The sequence below is a fragment of the Pseudomonas sp. NY15372 genome (assembly GCF_048068215.1).
Lineage (GTDB): Bacteria > Pseudomonadota > Gammaproteobacteria > Pseudomonadales > Pseudomonadaceae > Aquipseudomonas > Aquipseudomonas guariconensis_A.
Genome location: NZ_JBLUPY010000003.1, coordinates 134,049 through 151,286, shown reverse-complemented (window position 1 = coordinate 151,286; position 17,238 = coordinate 134,049). Strand labels below are relative to the sequence as shown.

Sequence of the window (17,238 nt, the reverse complement as noted above, 5' to 3'; positions counted from 1 at the left end):
TTTTGCGGAGCTGGTGATGGTCGAACGTAAGGCTTCCGTCGAGCGCAATACCCTGGAAACCCAGGTAAAAGCCTCGATCAACCTCGATGGCAGTGGCAAGGCCCGATTCGATATCGGTGTGCCTTTCCTTGAACACATGCTCGACCAGATCGCCCGGCATGGGCTGATCGATCTGGACATCGAGTGCAAGGGTGACCTGCATATCGACGACCACCATACCGTCGAAGACGTCGGCATCACCCTGGGCCAGGCATTCGCCCAGGCCATCGGTGACAAGAAAGGCATCCGCCGCTACGGCCATTCCTACGTGCCGCTGGACGAAGCCCTGTCGCGAGTGGTGATCGACTTCTCCGGCCGCCCGGGCTTGCAGATGCATGTGCCCTACACCCGCGCCAGCGTGGGGGGCTTCGATGTCGACCTGTTCCAGGAATTCTTCCAGGGCTTCGTCAACCACGCCCTGGTGACCCTGCACATCGACAACCTGCGTGGCCACAACACCCACCACCAGATCGAAACCGTCTTCAAGGCCTTCGGCCGCGCCCTGCGCATGGCCGTCGAGCTGGACGAGCGCATGGCCGGGCAGATGCCTTCCACCAAGGGATGCCTGTAATGCAGACGGTTGCGGTAATCGACTATGGCATGGGCAACCTGCACTCGGTGGCCAAGGCCCTCGAGCACGTAGGGGCCGGGAAGGTGCTGGTCACCAGCGACGCTAACGTGATCCGCGAGGCCGATCGCGTGGTGTTCCCCGGTGTTGGCGCGATTCGCGACTGCATGGCCGAAATCCGCCGCCTGGGCTTCGACAGCCTGGTGCGTGAGGTCAGCCAGGACCGCCCGTTCCTCGGCATCTGCGTGGGCATGCAAGCGCTGCTCGACCGCAGTGAGGAAAACGACGGCGTCGATTGCATCGGCCTGTTCCCCGGCCAGGTGCGTTTCTTCGGCAAGGGCCTGCAAGAGGATGGCGAGCACCTGAAGGTGCCGCACATGGGCTGGAATGAAGTCAGCCAGGTCAATGACCACCCGCTGTGGCATGACATCCCCGACCGCGCGCGCTTCTATTTCGTGCACAGCTACTTCATCGAAGCCGGCAAGGCGAGCCAGGTGGTCGGTCGCGGCCACTATGGCGTCGATTTCGCCGCCGCGCTGGCCGACGGCTCGCGCTTTGCCGTGCAGTTCCACCCAGAGAAGAGCCATACCCATGGCCTGCAGCTGCTGCAGAACTTCGTCGCCTGGGACGGGCGCTGGTAAATGAGCAGGTCGCGGACCAAGGCCCCGGTCATCACCCTGGCCCCGGAACAGGAGCGCGAGGCACTCGACACGCTCAAGCGCTTTCTCGAAGACCGCTTCGAGCTGGCGCTGGGGTCGTTCGAGGTGGCCGAGGTCCTCGAGCTGTTCAGCAAGGAAATTGCACCTCATTACTACAACAGGGCGATTGCCGATGTTCAGCTGCACCTCAAGGAGCGGTTCGAGAGCATCGAGAGCGACCTGTGGGCATTCGAGAAGCCCTGAATTCCACTGATTAGACAGGTTCCCAAGATGCTGATTATCCCCGCTATCGATCTCAAGGACGGTGCCTGCGTACGCCTGCGCCAAGGCCGCATGGACGACTCCACGGTATTTTCCGACGACCCGGTGAGCATGGCTGCCAAGTGGGTCGAAGGTGGCTGCCGTCGCCTGCACCTGGTCGACCTGAACGGCGCCTTCGAAGGCCAGCCGGTCAACGGTGAAGTGGTCACCGCCATCGCCAAGCGCTACCCGAACCTGCCGATCCAGATCGGTGGTGGCATCCGTTCGCTGGAAACCATCGAGCACTACGTCAAGGCTGGCGTGAGCTACGTGATCATCGGCACCAAGGCGGTCAAGCAGCCTGAGTTCGTGGCCGAGGCGTGCAAGGCCTTCCCCGGCAAGGTCATCGTCGGCCTGGATGCCAAGGACGGCTTCGTCGCCACCGACGGCTGGGCCGAGGTCAGCTCGGTGCAGGTCATCGACCTGGCCAAGCGCTTCGAGGCCGACGGCGTCTCGGCGATCGTCTACACCGACATCGCCAAGGACGGCATGATGCAGGGCTGCAACGTGCCCTTCACCAAGGCCCTGGCCGAAGCCACCTCGATCCCGGTGATCGCCTCGGGCGGCATCCACAACCTGGGCGATATCAAGGCCCTGCTGGACGCCAAGGCTCCCGGCATCATCGGCGCCATCACCGGCCGCGCCATCTATGAAGGCACCCTGGATGTCGCCGAGGCCCAGGCCTTCTGCGACAACTACCAAGGCTGAGGAACGATAAATGGCACTGGCCAAGCGCATCATCCCTTGCCTGGACGTGGACAACGGCCGGGTGGTCAAGGGCGTCAAGTTCGAGAATATCCGCGATGCCGGCGACCCGGTGGAGATCGCCCGCCGCTACGATGAGCAGGGGGCCGACGAGATCACTTTCCTCGACATCACCGCCAGCGTCGACGGCCGTGACACCACCCTGCACACCGTCGAGCGCATGGCCAGCCAGGTGTTCATCCCGCTGACCGTTGGTGGGGGCGTGCGTACCGTGCAGGACATCCGCAACCTGCTCAACGCCGGTGCCGACAAGGTGTCGATCAATACCGCCGCGGTGTTCAACCCGGAATTCGTGGGTGAGGCCGCCGACCGTTTCGGTTCGCAGTGCATCGTCGTCGCCATCGACGCCAAGAAGGTCTCGGGCCCTGGCGAAACGCCGCGCTGGGAGATCTTCACCCATGGCGGGCGCAAGCCGACTGGGCTGGACGCGGTGGAGTGGGCGAAGAAGATGGAAGGCCTGGGTGCCGGCGAGATCCTGCTGACCAGCATGGACCAGGACGGCATGAAGAGCGGTTTCGACCTGGGTGTCACCCGGGCCATCAGCGATGCGCTGGGGATCCCTGTGATCGCGTCCGGCGGCGTGGGCAACCTGCAACACCTGGCCGACGGGATCCTGGAAGGGCATGCCAGTGCGGTGCTGGCGGCCAGCATTTTCCACTTCGGTGAGTACACGGTGCCAGAGGCGAAGGCCTACATGGCTTCGCGTGGGATCGTCGTGCGCTGAAAAAAGTCATGGGGCTGCGGTGCAACCCTTTCGCGGCACAAGGCCGCTCCTACAGGTGAATGCGTAGTTTGTGAACGCGTCCCCCTGTAGGAGCGGCCTTGTGCCGCGAAAGGGCCGCAAAGCGGCCCCAATAACTCATCACCCGTGGTTCTTGCCCAGCAACGCGTGATACAGCTCGCTGTCGCCCAGAATCCCCACCACCTTATCGTTCTCCTGCAACACCAGCTTGTTGCCGGTGTGGTAGCGAATCTGCAAGGCATCGCGCATGCCGATGTCGGCGTTGACCAGGGTCGGCCTGCGTCCCAGGGTCTCCACATCCTGCCCCGGCGCCCAGTTCTGCAGGTCCAGGCCGTTCTGGCCCTGGCGGGCGCGCTTGATCGAGCCACCTTCGCCCAGGTCCAGCCAAGAGTCGCCGCTCGGGTCCAGGCATACCGAGCCATTGACCCGTTTGCAGTTGTCCAGGCTGCGCATCAGGCTGCGGCCGCACAGGACGTTGAGCGGGTTGGTGTGGGCGACGAAGGTGCGCACATACTCGTCAGCCGGGTTGAGGACGATTTCCTCGGGCTTGCTGTACTGGATGATCCGGCCATCTTTCATGATGGCGATGCGGCTACCCAGCTTGAGGGCTTCGTCCAGGTCGTGGCTGACGAACACGATGGTCTTGTGCAGCTTGCGCTGCAGCTCCAGCAGTTCGTCCTGCAGGCCCTGGCGGATCAGCGGGTCGAGGGCCGAGAAGGGTTCGTCCATCAGCAGGATGTCGGCGTCCATCGCCAGCGCACGGGCCAGGCCCACGCGCTGCTGCATGCCACCGGAGAGCTCGTCGGGCTTCTTGTTGCGCCACTGGGTCAGGCCCACCAGCTCGAGCTTCTCGTCCACCAACTTGCGCCGCTCCTTCTCGGGGCGGCCCTGCATTTCCAGGCCGAAGCTGATGTTCTCGCGCACCGTCAGCCACGGCATCAGGGCGAATTTCTGGAACACCATGGCGATGCGCTTGGTGCGCATCATCTTCAGTTCTGCCGGGGTGCAGTGGGCGATGTCGATGTGCTTGCCTTCATGCTCGACGAACAGCTTGCCGCGGCTGACGGTGTTCAGGCCGTTGATGCAGCGCAGCAGGCTGGACTTGCCCGAGCCGGACAGCCCCATGAGCACGCAGATCTCGCCTTTATTGATATCCAGGTTGGCTTTTTCGACGCCCACCACCAGGCCGGTCTTCTTGAGGATCTGCTCGCGGGTCTGGCCTTGGTCGAGCAGCGACAGCGCTTCGCGAGGCTTGTTGGAGAAGATGACGTCAACGTCTTCGAAACGAATGATGCTCATTGCTCACCTCGTGCCGGCAGCTCCGGTTGCTTGCAGATACGGTCCAGCATGATCGCCAACAGCACGATCGCCAGGCCCGCCTCGAAGCCGAGGGCGATATCGGCGGTGTTCAGTGCGTTGACCACCGGTTTGCCCAGGCCGTCGGCGCCCACCAGGGCGGCGATCACGACCATCGACAGCGACAGCATGATGCATTGGGTGACGCCGGCGGCGATGCTCGGCATCGCGTGCGGCAGTTCGATGCGGGTCAGCAGCTGGCGGCGCGAGCAGCCGAAGGCCTTGCCGGCATCGAGCAGCTCCTGCGGCACGTCGCAGATACCCAAGTAGGTGAGGCGGATGGGCGCGGCGATGGCGAACACCACCGTGGAGATCAGCCCCGGGACCACGCCCAGGCCGAACAGGGTCAGGGTCGGGATCAGGTAGACGAAGGTTGGGACCGTCTGCATCAAGTCCAGGACCGGGCGCATGGCGGTATAGAACATCGGCTTGTGCGCAGCGACGATGCCCAGCGGCACGCCGATGGCCACGCAGACCACCGTGGCGAAGGTCACCTGCGCCAGGGTTTCCATGGTTTCCTGCCAGTAGCCCAAGTTAAAGATGAGCAAAAAGGACAGGGCGACGAAAACGGTCAGCGCCCATTTGCGCTGGATGAAGTGCGCCAGGGCGGCGAACAGGGCGATGAGGACGTAGGGGTTGAACCAGGTCAGGGAGCTGGTAACTCCGCTGATCATGAATTCGAGGCCCTGGGCGATGGCATCGAAATAGTTGGCGCCGTTCTGGGTCAGCCATTCGACGAAGGAGGCGATGTACTGCCCCAGCGGTATTTTCTGATCGATAAGCATGATAGCGAGCTTCCACCTGCAAAGATTGAAATCAGTCCGGGGCAGGCGAGCCCGCCCCGAGGTAGTGCCAATTGCTACTGCATCCTTGTTTTATTGCGTCAGTTTGGCCTTGGCCGCCTCCAGCCCCGGTTTGCCATCCACGGTCGTCACCCCGGCCAGCCAGGTGTCGAGCACTTGCGGGTTGTTCTTCAGCCACGCCTTGGCGGCAGCCTCTGGCTTCATCTTGTCGTCCAGGACGTTACCCATGAGGGTGCTTTCCATGTCGAGGGTGAACGACAGGTTCTTCAGCAACTGGCCAACGTTGCTGCATTCCTGCGTGTAGCCCTTGCGGGTATTGGTCAGCACGGTCGCCTTGCCGAACTCGGGGCCGAAGAAGTCATCCCCACCGGACAGGTACTGCATCTTGAAACGCTTGTTCATCGGGTGCGGTTCCCAGCCCAGGAACACCACCGCCTCGCCGCGTTTTTGCGAACGGTCCACCTGCGACAGCATGCCCGCCTCGCTGGACTGGACCAGCTTGAAGCCGGCGTCCTTCAGGCCGAAGGCGTTCTTGTCGATCATGCTCTGGATGGTGCGGTTGCCATCGTTGCCAGGCTCGATGCCGTAGATCTTGCTGCCCAGCTCCTTCTTGAACTTGGGAATGTCGGCGAAGTCCTTCAAGCCCTTGTCGTACAGCGCCTGGGGGACCGCCAGGGTGTACTTGGCGTTTTCCAGGTTGGCGCGCACCGTCTCGACCGTCCCGGCGTCACGGTACTGCTTGATGTCGTTCTCCATGGTCGGCATCCAGTTGCCGAGGAACACGTCCAGGTCCTTGCCGGCGGCCAGCGACTTGTAGGTCACCGGCACCGAGATCATGTTGGTGTGGGTCTTGTAGCCCAAAGCTTCGAGGACAACGCTGGTGACGGCGGTGGTCACGGTGATGTCGGTCCAGCCGACATCCGAGAACCGCACCGTCTGGCACTGCTCGGGCTCCACGGCCTGAGCCAGTAGGGGGGGTGCGAGCATTGCGGCCAGCAAGAGCGAGGGTGAACCTTTCATGGGTGGACTCCTGTGATTTTTTCTTCGGGTTTCCCGCGGGGCGCCGGGCTTTCTCTAGGCTCCGGTCGACCAGGCCTGCAGAGGGCAGGTTGCGAGGCCGTGTATTACGAGTCGCTTTCGATAATCCCCCAGCGTTCGGCAATCGCCTACTGGTGGGGTCGTAACCAGTACAGGACGGGTCGCATCCAGTAAGGGCAAGGTCGCATATGGATTTTTCCACCCACCGCCGGGTGTTTTTGCGTCGCCAGGCCCTCTGAAAACGGCGGTCATGTGACCCGGACAGGGCGGCGTTGCTGGACAAAAGTACGTCGGTTGCAGACGGCGGGGGGTGGGTCAAAAGCCCGATGATGCGTGCATTCGCGGCAACCCGCGTCATTAGCCTAGCAGTTGCTCATCCCGCCATATGCCGCGGGCAGACAAGCCCATCAAGAGGTGATTCGACAATGGCCATCAGCGTGTTCGACCTGTTCAAGATCGGTGTCGGGCCTTCCAGCTCCCACACCGTTGGCCCCATGCGTGCTGGCGCCCTGTTCGTCCAGGGTCTGCGTGAACGAGGCGAGCTGGAGCAGGTGCGGCGAGTGGAAGTGCGGCTGTATGGCTCGCTGTCGGCCACCGGCGTCGGCCACGGTACCGATAACGCCACGGTCATGGGCCTGATGGGCGAATGGCCCGACGCCATCGACCCCACGGTGATCGCCCCGCGCATCGCCGAGCTGCGTGAAACCAATACCTTGCAGCTCGATGGCCGCTTGCCGGTCGAGTTCGTCTGGGCGCGCGACATGCTGCTGCTGGACGAGAACCTGCCCTACCACCCCAACGCCATGACCCTGATCGCCGAAGGCGCGCAGGGCGAACTGCACCGCGATACCTACTACTCGGTCGGTGGCGGCTTCGTCGTCGACGCCGCCCAGGCCGCCAGCGGCGTGCTTGACGCTGACCAGACCGTGCTGCCGTACGACTTCAACAGCGCAGCCGAACTGCTGCAGCTGTGCAAGCAAAACGACCTGCGCGTGTCGCAATTGATGATGGCGAACGAGAAAGCCTGGCGCAGCGAGGAAGAAATCCGTGCCGGCCTGCTCAAGCTCTGGGACGCCATGCAGGAATGCGTGAACAACGGCCTCAAGTATGAAGGCACGCTGCCTGGCGGGCTGAATGTTCGCCGCCGCGCCGCCAAGCTGCATCGCAGCCTGCAGGAGCTGGGCAAACCCAACGTGATTGGTTCGACCATGAGCGCCATGGAGTGGGTGAACCTGTTCGCCCTGGCGGTCAACGAAGAGAACGCCGCTGGCGGGCGCATGGTCACCGCGCCTACCAATGGTGCGGCCGGTATCATCCCGGCGGTGCTGCACTACTACATGCGCTTCTCGGATGTGGTGGACGAATCCAACGTCGTGGACTTCTTCCTCAGCGCGGCCGCGGTCGGCATCCTGTGCAAGAAGAACGCGTCCATTTCCGGTGCCGAGGTCGGCTGCCAGGGTGAAGTCGGTTCGGCCTGCGCCATGGCGGCTGCCGGCCTTGCCGAAGTGCTGGGCGCTACCCCGCCACAGGTGGAAAACGCCGCCGAGATCGCCCTTGAGCACAACCTGGGCCTGACCTGCGACCCGGTCGGTGGCCTGGTCCAGGTGCCGTGCATCGAGCGCAACGCCATTGCAGCGGTGAAGGCGATCAACGCGGTGCAAATGGCCCTGCGTGGCGATGGCGAACACTTCATCTCTCTCGACCAGGTGATCCGCACCATGCGTGATACCGGCGCCGACATGCACGACAAATACAAGGAAACATCCCGCGGCGGTCTTGCGGTCAGCGCCATCGAGTGCTGATGCGCCATTTTCACCCGTTTTTGCCCGGTATGCCGCATGTTGGCGCACCGGGCGTTTCCCCTACCGATCGTCGCGTGTCGTTACGCGAAAGGGCATTGTCGGTGACACTTAAGTCTGTCGCTTCTGGGCATCCTTCCCACAAGTGCTACCGAATTGCTCAACCGTTACAGGTAAAGGCGCTGGCTTGCCTGTTTGCGTTCATTCACCGGACCTGAGAGAACACCCGAAAACCGTGCAGCGCGACGTCGTTTTTGGGTTTTTTTGAATAGCCGTTCAATTTCAGGCACGGCGTTTGCGTTGAAGTTGGCAAAGCCCCTGCATTCGAACTGGGGCCATGACAAGAAACAGTGCCTGCCTGAGGCACACCCTGCATTGTGCGAGGAGAAATCCGCGATGACGACCTACACCTCCGGGAATCCGACCCAGAACCGCACCGCCCCCCAGTCCATCGGGTTTCTCCTGCTGGATAACTTCACTCTCATTTCCCTCGCGTCCGCCGTCGAGCCGCTGCGCATGGCCAACCAGCTGTCCGGTCGCGAGCTGTACCGCTGGCATACCCTGACCGTCGATGGCGGCCAGGTCTGGGCCAGCGATGGCCTGCAGATCACCCCGGATGCGGCGATTCAAAATGCACCGCCCATGGACACGGTGATCGTCTGCGGCGGTGTGGGCATCCAGCGTTCCGTCACCCGTGAACATGTCACCTGGCTGCAGGCCCAGGCGCGTCAGTCGCGCCGCCTGGGTGCGGTGTGCACCGGCAGCTGGGCGCTGGCCTGTGCCGGCCTGCTCGATGGCTTCGATTGCAGCGTGCACTGGGAGTGCCTGGCGGCCATGCAGGAAGCCTTCCCGCGGGTCAACATGAGCACGCGCCTGTTCACCCTCGACCGCAACCGTTTCACCAGCTCCGGCGGCACCGCGCCGCTGGACATGATGCTGCACCTGATCAGCCGCGACCACGGTCGCGAGCTGTCGGCGGCGATCTCCGAAATGTTCGTCTACGAGCGTATCCGCAACGAGCAGGACCACCAACGTGTGCCACTCAAGCACATGCTCGGCACCAACCAGCCGAAGCTGCAGGAGATCGTGGCGCTGATGGAGGCCAACCTGGAAGAGCCGATCGACCTGGACGAACTGGCCGTTTACGTGTCGGTGTCGCGTCGTCAGCTGGAGCGGTTGTTCCAGAAGTACCTGCACTGCTCACCGTCGCGCTATTACCTGAAGCTGCGCCTGATCCGCGCGCGCCAGCTGCTCAAACAGACGCCCATGTCGATCATCGAGGTGGCCTCGGTGTGTGGCTTTGTCTCCACGCCGCACTTCTCCAAGTGCTACCGCGAATACTTCGGCATTCCGCCGCGTGACGAGCGCGTAGGTTCCAACACCGCGCAGCAGGTGGCGATGATGCCGATCCCGCAGGCAATGGCCCTGACCCCGCACAGCGGCCCGATGGCTTCGCTGAGCCAGGCGCGCAACGAGTCGACGTTCGCCAGCGTAAGGCTCTGAAGCGAACGCATAACCCCTGTGGGAGCGGGCTTGTCCCGCGATTGCGCCTGCAGTAACAGCACTGTTGTTGCTACTGACGCAATCGCGGGACAAGCCCGCTCTCACAGGGTTTTTGTATTCGCTGGAAAAAGGTAGGTCAGGTGCGCTTGTTGAACTGGGCCAATGCCGGCAGCAATTGCTTTTCGATGGCCTGGCGCACGGCCGGGAGGATGGTGGCGCTGCTGGTGTACATCTGTTCGACCATACCCTTGAGGGCCCGCGCATTGGGCTCGGTCAGGCCTCGTACCACCGCCTCGCAAGCCTGCTCGGCCGTGGCGCCTGCCGGCATCTCGAAGCCCAGGGCGCGCAGGTGGCCCAGCAGGTCGTCCTGGTCAATCAAATCCGCATGCATCATGGTTTCTTGTCCTTGTTTGCCGCTGTGATTTACGACCGATTCTGTGTTCATGGCGACACGCCCGCAAGGGCAGAATGTCGCCATGGCCGCTTTGGCTAAGAACAGGTCGTTCCCGGCTAAATCCACCCTGGGGGAAGTCAGCAAACTGAACTCATTCACGGTACGGAGGGCTTGGTCACCCTCACTCGTTAAAGTGGATGTTTGCTCGCTCTTGGCCCCGGATGCTCACGGCTTTCCGGGGTTATTTTTTTTTGTGCCTGCACACTCGGAAAGACTCACGGCGCTAGCAAAGGTCGCGGCGACCGCAGCAGGGCGGGCTCCAGAGGCGGGAAAATGTCTGTTGGCTCGCGCGGAGTAAATATCGATTGTCAATGGTAATCCTCTCGGCTCGCCTTCGAAAGAATCCCTGCACGAATGCGATTTTTTCTCTTATCGGCTCTTTTATTGTGTGACGGTTGGCTACAACTGCAGGCTGCATAATTAATTTCACTGTTGTGCTTTTGTTTTCTGGTCGCCCCGCTTCGGGGGAACATGAAATAGAAGGCTAACCGTGAAATATAGAGATAATGAAGTAAGAATCCGTTCGTCGTATGTCGATTATCAATATCAGCGAAAGTACGACTACCAGATCGTTGGTGGTAGCTGTCGTATCACCCAATTGTCCATTACCGCTGGTCAAGACCCGAACAACTACAACCGTGTCGGAAACAGCGTGTCTTTCGGCAGCTCTGGTTCCTTGAGATTCAAAGTGGGCCGTAAAGGTTCAGGCGGGGTGGCTTCTTGGTGGAGAGAACGTGTCTCGGCAGGTCGCTGCACGTTCAATGACACGCCAGGGAAGCTGAACTTTGCCTTTAACGTTGATCTTCGCCTCAGCTTGACTGGGGGCAGCCTGGGCAGCCGTGTGGCCACCATCAGGTTCGATGACCTCTATTTCGGCCAGGGACACGCGGGATCGAGCAATAACTGGTGGTTCGGTGGGCGTCACTGCACCCATATCGGCGGTGGCAAGGTGCGTGTCGAAGGGCTGGATGTCGACACCGGGCTCAAGGTCTACATGGATGTGAAGCGAGGTGGCAACGGCGTCAATGAATATGAATTCAGCAATTACAGAATTGCGGATGCGGCGAGCTGGATGAGAAACATCGGTTCGGAAAAACTGTTGAACCAGATCGTCATGCCGGGGAGCCATGATGCCGGCATGGGCGAAACCCGAAACTGTGCGCCCAATGTAGGCTTTACGAAGGCGTTATCCAGGACGCAAATGCACACGATACGTGGGCAGTTGAATCATGGTGCTCGTTATTTCGATATTCGTGTCGACTACGACAAGGGGGCACTTGTTTCGTACCATCGCACTGGCACGAACAGCCCGAACGGCTGCAGTGGCCAATATATCGATAGCATCTTGTCGGATGTGGATGGTTTTCTCAGGGATCATCCAAGCGAGACGGTCATCCTGAAGTTTTCCCAGATACGTGAATACAAGCGTGACCCGCTGATCACCAAGCGGCTATTGGCTGAGCGCATCGGGCGCTTCTCGAAGCGTTTGCGCAGTGGCTCTGTCACCAACTTGGCGACCGTGCGCCTGGGAGACGTGCGTGGCAAAGCGATCATGGTGTTCGACTACATTGAGCACCATTCGAAGGAGGGGGGCCGTTATCTTTATAGGGACGGGATGCTGGGCGGCCAACTGGCTGTGTACGACGAATATTCCAACACCACCAACCTGGAGAGAATGCAACAGGACCAGTTGAGCAAATGGAGGCGCGTTGGTGGGCTGGGCAAGGGCTATCTGTTTCTGCTGTCCTGGACGCTGACGCCGAGTGCCACCAGTGCGAGTGTCGAGGGGCTTGCCCGGCGCGCCAACCAGGCGCTTCCGAGCGCGCTTGACCGGTACCCCAAGGAGTACCGGTCCAAGCCCAACATTGTCTATATCGACTACGTCGACCAGAGCGTCACCTCTTCGATCATTGGTTTGAACTTCCTCTGATCCGTCGTGACCCTCAGGCGGCTTGCCCCAGCTTGATCACGCGTCCGGTAAATGCGGCGGGTGGAAGGTCCCGCTGGTCATTGCGCAACTTTTCCAGCAACGCCTGGCTCGTGGCCGTGAATGGCGCCGACTTCGGCCCTGCCAGGTCCACGTGCAGCAGCATCTGCTCGCTCGCCGCCAGGGCTTCGTCGAAGCCTGCGCGGTGCAGGCTGTGGTACAGGTGCAGGCGCTTTTTATCGAAACCGATGATCTGCGTCTGTACCCATACCTCGGTGCCCAGTTTCACCTCATGCAGGTAGTTCAGGTGGCACTCCAGGGTGAACAACGAATTGCCGCTCTGCCCGCGGCTATCCGCGTCCAGGCCGATGCGCTCCATCAGCGCATCGGTGGCGAAGCTGAAGATCAGCAGGTAATAGGCATCGCGCAGGTGTCCGTTGTAGTCGACCCAGTCCTCCTGGACTGGGGTGCGGTAGGTGATCAGTGCAGGCATGGTCATCTCCTCAGTCGCCGAAGGCCATGCCGTGGCGTGCCTTGCTGTTCTTCACGGCGTCCAGCACCGCCAGCAGGGTGTCGTCACGGTAGCGCTCCAACGCGGCGATGCTGCGCTCGCCCAGTTGCTCGGCGGTGCCTTCGACCACGTCATCGATCAGCTTGTCGGTGAGCTCCGGTGCCGGCAGGTAGGTCCAGGGCAGTTTCAACGCTGGGCCGAATTGGGCCATGAAGTGGCGCATGCCGGCGTCGCCACCGGCCAGGGTGTAGGTCAGGAAGGTGCCCATGAACGACCAGCGCAGGCCGGCGCCGAAGCGGATCGCATCGTCGATTTCCCCGGTGCTGGCCACGCCATCGTTGACCAGGTGCAGGGCTTCGCGCCACAGGGCTTCGAGCAGGCGGTCGGCGATGAAGCCCGGGACTTCCTTGCGCACGTGCAATGGGCGCATGCCTAGGGCGGTGTAGATGGTCTTGGCGGCTTCGATGGCCTCAGGCGCGGTGTTCTGACCGCCGACGATTTCCACCAACGGCAACAAGTACACTGGGTTGAACGGGTGGCCTACCACACAGCGCTCGGGGTGGGTGGCCGACTCGTAGAACTCGCTGGGCAGCAGGCCCGAGGTGCTCGAGCCGATGATCGTGTTCGGCTTGGCCGCGGCGCTGATCTTGGCGTGCAGGTCGAGCTTCAGGTCCAGGCGCTCGGGAGCGCTTTCCTGGATGAAATCGGCGTCACGCACGCACTCCTCGATGGTGGCCACGAAACGCAGGCGGTCCTGTGCGGCGCCTGGCGCCAGGCCTTGCTTTTCCAAGGCTGGCCAGGCATTGGCGATACGCTTGCGCAAGGCCTGCTCGGCGCCTGGGGCCGGGTCCCAGGCGATGACGTCCAGGCCGTGGGCCAGGGCGCGGGCGACCCAGCCGCTGCCGATCACGCCGCTACCGAGGGCGGCGAAGGTCTTGATCTCGGTGATGAAAGACATGGCGATTCTCCAGATGGCTTCAGCGGCGCTTGAGGTTCATTTTTTCGCGGCCTTCGGCCGGGGTCAGTACGCGAGCGCCAAGGCGGGTGATGATCTCCACCGCGCGCTCGACCAATTGGCCGTTGCTGGCCAGCACGCCACGGTCCAGATACAGGTTGTCTTCCAAGCCGACGCGCACGTTGCCGCCCAGCAGTACGGCCTGGGCTGCCATGGGCATCTGCATGCGACCGATGCCGAAGCCGGCCCAGGTGACGCCAGCAGGCAGGTTGTCGACCATGGCCTTCATGGTGGTGGTGTCGGCCGGTGCACCCCACGGGATGCCCAGGCACAGCTGGAACAGCGGGTCATCCAGCAGGCCTTCCTTCATCATCTGCTTGGCGAACCACAGGTGGCCGGTGTCGAAGATTTCCAGCTCGGCCTTCACGCCCAGTTCGGTGATGCGCTTGGCGCCGGCGCGCAGTTGGCTGGGAGTGGAGACGTAGATGGCATTGCCGTCGCCGAAGTTGAGCGTGCCGCAGTCCAGGGTGCAGATTTCCGGCAGCAGTGCTTCGACGTGGGCCAGGCGCTCCAGTGGGCCGATCAGGTCGGTGCCTGGGCCGAACTCCATGGGCGTCTCGCCCGCGCCGATCTCCAGGTCGCCGCCCATGCCGGCGGTGAGGTTTACGATCACGTCGACGTCAGATTCGCGGATGCGCTCCATGACTTCGCGGTAGAGCGCCACGTCGCGGCTGAAACGGCCGGTTTGCGGGTCGCGGACATGGCAGTGGACCACGGTGGCCCCGGCCTTGGCGGCTTCGATGGCGGACTCGGCGATCTGTTTGGGGGTAACTGGGACCAGGTGGCTCTTGGCGACGGTGTCGCCGGCTCCGGTCAGGGCGCAGGTGATGATGACGTCATGGTTCATGGTGGGGTTCCTTTGTTGTCCGTGTTGGCCCTATCGCCGGCAAGCCGGCTCCCACAGGGTTCGTGGTCAACCCTGGTGAGCACTGTTTCTGTGGGAGCCGGCTTGCCGGCGATGAGGACCTGTCAGTTGGCGGTGAGCTTGATGTTCTCGGCGGCGGGCTTGCCATCGAAGGTGGTCACTCCTTCGAGCCAGCGGGCCTTGTCCTCGGGGTGGTCCTTGAGCCACTGGCGGGCAGATTCCAGCGGGTCCTTGTGGTCGAGCAGCGGCTGCATCATGCGGCTCTCGTCCTCGGCGCTGAAACTCAAGTTGGCCAGCAGGCGGTGGGCATTGGGGCAACGCTGGGCATAGTCAGGCGCGGTGACGGTCCATACCGTGGCGCGGCCTTCGTCAGGGCCCAGGGCGTCCTGGCTGCCGCTCAGGTAGACCATGTCGAGGTTGACGTTCATCGGGTGTGGCGCCCAGCCGAAGAACACCACGGCCTGCTTGCGCCGCACGGCGCGGTCGACAGCGGCGAGCATGCCCGCTTCGCTGGACTCGACCAGTTGGAACTTGCCCAGGCCGAACTGGTTCTTGGCGATCATCGCCTTGATCTGGGTATTGGCGCCCGAGCCAGGTTCGATGCCGTAGATCTTGCCGCCCAGCTCCTTCTCGAACTTATGGATGTCGGCGAAGCTCTTCAGGCCCTTGTCGGCCAGATACTTGGGCACCGCCAGGGTGGCGCGGGCGTCTTCCAGGCTGGGTTTGTCGAGGACCTTGACCTGCCCCGCCTGGACGAACGGCGTGATGGTCTGGGTCATGATCGGGTTCCAGTAGCCCAGGAACATGTCCAGGCGCTTGTCGCGGATACCGGCGAAGATGATCTGCTGCGAGGCGCTGGTCTGCTTGGTCTGGTAGCCCAGCCCGTCGAGCAGGACCTGGGCCATGGCGCTGGTGGCGATGACGTCGGTCCAGTTGACCACGCCCAGGCGCACGTCTTTGCACACGGCGGGTTCGGCGGCGAGGAGGGGAGTTGCGAGGGTGCTGCTCAGGGCAAGGGAAAACAGGCTGCGGCGGATGAAGCTGTGCATGGTGGCTCTCCAACGGCAGTGCATATTGTTATTGGGGCCGGCCTCTGCGGGCCGTGAGAACACGCTACGCTGGTGGCAGGGTGGAAATTCGCACCCTGGCGACCAACAATTGCACGGAGGCGACCACTTTTGCCGTGGAGCATGCGATGCCGGAAACCATTCATTTCCTCCTGTTGCCGGGTTTCTCGGCCATGGGCTTCATCAGCGCCCTGGAACCCCTGCGCGTGGCCAACCGGTTCCGCGGGCCGCTGTACCGCTGGCGTGTGCTGAGCCTGGATGGCGGTGCGGTGGAGGCCAGCAATGGCATGTCGGTGAATGCCGATGGGGTACTGGGGGAAGAGGAGGCGGTGCGCATGCTCTTGATCGTCGCAGGGTTCGACCCGCTGGCCTGCTATGGCACGGCGTTGCACCAGGCTCTGCGGCGTCTGGATCATGAGGGCGTGTTACTTGGCGGCATCGATACCGGTGCGATGGTGCTGGCCGAGGCGGGCCTGCTCGACGGCCACCGGGCGACCGTGCATTGGGAAGCCCTGGAGGCGTTCAAGGAGCGCTACCCAAGATTGCAGGCGACTCAGGAGCTGTTCGAGATCGATCGCCGGCGCATCACCTGTGCTGGCGGGACCGCGTCCATCGACCTGATGCTCGACCTCATCGGCCAGGGCCATGGCAGCGAGCTGGCGGTGCAGGTGTCGGAGCAGTTCGTGCTTGGACGTATCCGTCCGCGACAGGACCACCAGCGCATGGAGATCGCCAACCGCTATGGTCTTCGCAACAAGAAGCTGGTGCGGGTAATCGGCGAGATGGAGCGCAACACCGAGCAGCCGCTCAATACCGAGGTGCTCGCCGATAGCGTGCAGATCACCCGACGCCAGCTGGAGCGCCTGTTCCGCCTGCACCTGGACGACACACCCAGTGGGTTCTATTTGCGACTGCGCCTGGACAAGGCGCGGCAGCTGTTACGCCAGACCGACATGAGCGTGCTGGAAGTGAGCATCGCCTGCGGCTTCGAGTCGGCGTCGTATTTCACCCGCTGCTACCGGGCGCGGTTCGAGCGCTGCCCGCGGGAGGATCGGATGGCCAGGGCGGTGTGAGGGTGTTGCCTGTAGACCCATCGCCGGCAAGCCGGCTCCCACAGGGGATGGGCGCCAGCCATTTGTTCTTTGCGCGGCAGCGCAGCCCGAAGGGCTGGGGGATCTTCCACAGATCCCTGTCGCATCACCGCTTGCGATAACAGCACAGATCTTGTGGGAGCCGGCTTGCCGGCGATAGGGCCGGTACAAGCAACGCATCCCTATTGCTGGCCGATGGACTGCAGATACTCCGACCGCTCATCGCTACGCTGTGCCAGGCAGGTGTTCCAGGCTGACTCGAACGCCTTTGTGCCAGGCTTCTCGGCAAAGGTCTCGACCTTGCAATCGGCATCGCGCAGCTGCGTCCACAAGCGCTGGGCAGCCTCCAGGCGGCTGGTCAGTTGTTGCACCTTGTCGTTTTCGTCCGGGTACTGGTCGGTAACGCGCTGGATGAGATCATCGAAGGCCGCCGCGAGCTCCCGTTCGGCGGTCTGCTTGTTGTAGGCCGCACAGGCATAGCCTTGCGTGTCGTTTTCGACATTGTCGCAGGGTGTGCTTTCGTCCTCGTTGGCCTGGGCGCCGAAGGCCACGGCCGCCAGGACCAGCCATGCCATTGATTTCATCCGTTTTCTCCTCAACAGGCTGTCGAATCGCCGGGATTCTCGCTCAGCCGCGGCCTGCTTGGTAGCTCCCCGATGAAAAGTTCATGGAAGCCGAAAACGGCGGTTGTCGAGACCGTCTCTCATCGCCGTATGGCGCGCCAGAGGGCGCCTTG

18 protein-coding genes are annotated in these 17,238 nt (G+C 62.5%); 9 read left to right on the top strand and 9 right to left on the bottom strand.

The annotated features are described in order from the left end of the window. Positions 1–16: 16 nt before the first annotated feature. Genes hisB through hisF form a run of 5 tightly spaced genes read left to right on the top strand, consistent with a single transcriptional unit; the run spans position 17 to position 3,055 of the window. A complete protein-coding gene (gene hisB / locus ACNFG0_RS03895; protein ID WP_084856616.1) occupies positions 17–610 on the top strand; it encodes an imidazoleglycerol-phosphate dehydratase HisB in 594 nt (197 codons plus the stop codon). Beyond that, entirely contained in the window at positions 610–1,248 is a 639-nt protein-coding gene (hisH, locus tag ACNFG0_RS03890; protein WP_196154480.1) for an imidazole glycerol phosphate synthase subunit HisH, read from the top strand. The genes hisB and hisH overlap by 1 nt, the downstream gene beginning before the upstream one ends. Beyond that, the gene (locus ACNFG0_RS03885; RefSeq protein ID WP_196143932.1) at positions 1,249–1,509 is read left to right on the top strand and encodes a DUF2164 domain-containing protein; all 261 of its coding nucleotides are present in this window, start codon (positions 1,249–1,251) and stop codon (positions 1,507–1,509) included. A 27-nt stretch (positions 1,510–1,536) separates the two neighbouring features. Beyond that, positions 1,537–2,274, top strand: a complete 738-nt coding sequence (hisA, locus tag ACNFG0_RS03880) for a 1-(5-phosphoribosyl)-5-[(5-phosphoribosylamino)methylideneamino]imidazole-4-carboxamide isomerase (protein ID WP_084856396.1) — start codon at positions 1,537–1,539, stop codon at positions 2,272–2,274. 10 nt (positions 2,275–2,284) lie between these two features. Further along, positions 2,285–3,055, top strand: coding sequence for an imidazole glycerol phosphate synthase subunit HisF (gene hisF / locus ACNFG0_RS03875; RefSeq protein WP_084856393.1), 771 nt, complete (start codon positions 2,285–2,287; stop codon positions 3,053–3,055). A gap of 138 nt (positions 3,056–3,193) precedes the next feature. Here hisF and choV read toward each other — a convergent pair whose 3' ends face one another. From choV to ACNFG0_RS03860, 3 genes are all read right to left on the bottom strand, one after another. Then, entirely contained in the window at positions 3,194–4,372 is a 1,179-nt protein-coding gene (gene choV / locus ACNFG0_RS03870; RefSeq protein ID WP_196143933.1) for a choline ABC transporter ATP-binding protein, read from the bottom strand. Beyond that, on the bottom strand, positions 4,369–5,217 hold the full coding sequence (choW, locus tag ACNFG0_RS03865) for a choline ABC transporter permease subunit (protein WP_196144015.1): 849 nt from the start codon (positions 5,215–5,217) through the stop codon (positions 4,369–4,371). The genes choV and choW overlap by 4 nt, the downstream gene beginning before the upstream one ends. Positions 5,218–5,304: 87 nt before the next feature. Continuing rightward, a complete protein-coding gene (locus ACNFG0_RS03860; RefSeq protein ID WP_416764041.1) occupies positions 5,305–6,252 on the bottom strand; it encodes a choline ABC transporter substrate-binding protein in 948 nt (315 codons plus the stop codon). Between the two features lie 443 nt (positions 6,253–6,695). On the opposite strand from ACNFG0_RS03860, the gene ACNFG0_RS03855 reads away from it, so the two are divergent. Further along, positions 6,696–8,072: an L-serine ammonia-lyase gene (locus ACNFG0_RS03855; RefSeq protein ID WP_196143935.1), complete on the top strand. Its 1,377-nt coding sequence runs from the start codon at positions 6,696–6,698 to the stop codon at positions 8,070–8,072. Positions 8,073–8,465: 393 nt separating this feature from the next. Next, the gene (locus ACNFG0_RS03850; RefSeq protein ID WP_196154478.1) at positions 8,466–9,572 is read left to right on the top strand and encodes a GlxA family transcriptional regulator; all 1,107 of its coding nucleotides are present in this window, start codon (positions 8,466–8,468) and stop codon (positions 9,570–9,572) included. Between the two features lie 136 nt (positions 9,573–9,708). Here ACNFG0_RS03850 and ACNFG0_RS03845 read toward each other — a convergent pair whose 3' ends face one another. Continuing rightward, on the bottom strand, positions 9,709–9,966 hold the full coding sequence (locus tag ACNFG0_RS03845) for a hypothetical protein (protein ID WP_196143937.1): 258 nt from the start codon (positions 9,964–9,966) through the stop codon (positions 9,709–9,711). Positions 9,967–10,516: 550 nt separating this feature from the next. Between ACNFG0_RS03845 and ACNFG0_RS03840 the strand changes: the two genes are divergently transcribed. Then, on the top strand, positions 10,517–11,956 hold the full coding sequence (locus ACNFG0_RS03840) for a hypothetical protein (RefSeq protein ID WP_416764040.1): 1,440 nt from the start codon (positions 10,517–10,519) through the stop codon (positions 11,954–11,956). A gap of 13 nt (positions 11,957–11,969) precedes the next feature. Here ACNFG0_RS03840 and ACNFG0_RS03835 read toward each other — a convergent pair whose 3' ends face one another. The 4 genes from ACNFG0_RS03835 to ACNFG0_RS03820 all read right to left on the bottom strand — a co-directional run bounded on the left by ACNFG0_RS03835 (position 11,970) and on the right by ACNFG0_RS03820 (position 15,393). Further along, positions 11,970–12,446: a thioesterase family protein gene (locus ACNFG0_RS03835; RefSeq protein WP_416764039.1), complete on the bottom strand. Its 477-nt coding sequence runs from the start codon at positions 12,444–12,446 to the stop codon at positions 11,970–11,972. Between the two features lie 10 nt (positions 12,447–12,456). Next, positions 12,457–13,422: an L-carnitine dehydrogenase gene (locus ACNFG0_RS03830; RefSeq protein WP_416764038.1), complete on the bottom strand. Its 966-nt coding sequence runs from the start codon at positions 13,420–13,422 to the stop codon at positions 12,457–12,459. A 19-nt stretch (positions 13,423–13,441) separates the two neighbouring features. Then, positions 13,442–14,326: a 3-keto-5-aminohexanoate cleavage protein gene (locus tag ACNFG0_RS03825; protein ID WP_196143940.1), complete on the bottom strand. Its 885-nt coding sequence runs from the start codon at positions 14,324–14,326 to the stop codon at positions 13,442–13,444. Between the two features lie 122 nt (positions 14,327–14,448). Next, positions 14,449–15,393 (bottom strand): choline ABC transporter substrate-binding protein, encoded by a 945-nt coding sequence (locus tag ACNFG0_RS03820; RefSeq protein WP_196143941.1) that lies wholly within the window; start codon positions 15,391–15,393, stop codon positions 14,449–14,451. Positions 15,394–15,539: 146 nt separating this feature from the next. On the opposite strand from ACNFG0_RS03820, the gene ACNFG0_RS03815 reads away from it, so the two are divergent. Continuing rightward, on the top strand, positions 15,540–16,484 hold the full coding sequence (locus tag ACNFG0_RS03815) for a GlxA family transcriptional regulator (RefSeq protein ID WP_196154475.1): 945 nt from the start codon (positions 15,540–15,542) through the stop codon (positions 16,482–16,484). A gap of 200 nt (positions 16,485–16,684) precedes the next feature. Here the strand turns inward: ACNFG0_RS03815 and ACNFG0_RS03810 are convergent, their stop codons facing one another. Continuing rightward, on the bottom strand, positions 16,685–17,086 hold the full coding sequence (locus tag ACNFG0_RS03810; RefSeq protein WP_196143942.1) for a lysozyme inhibitor LprI family protein: 402 nt from the start codon (positions 17,084–17,086) through the stop codon (positions 16,685–16,687). Positions 17,087–17,238 lie beyond the last annotated feature (152 nt).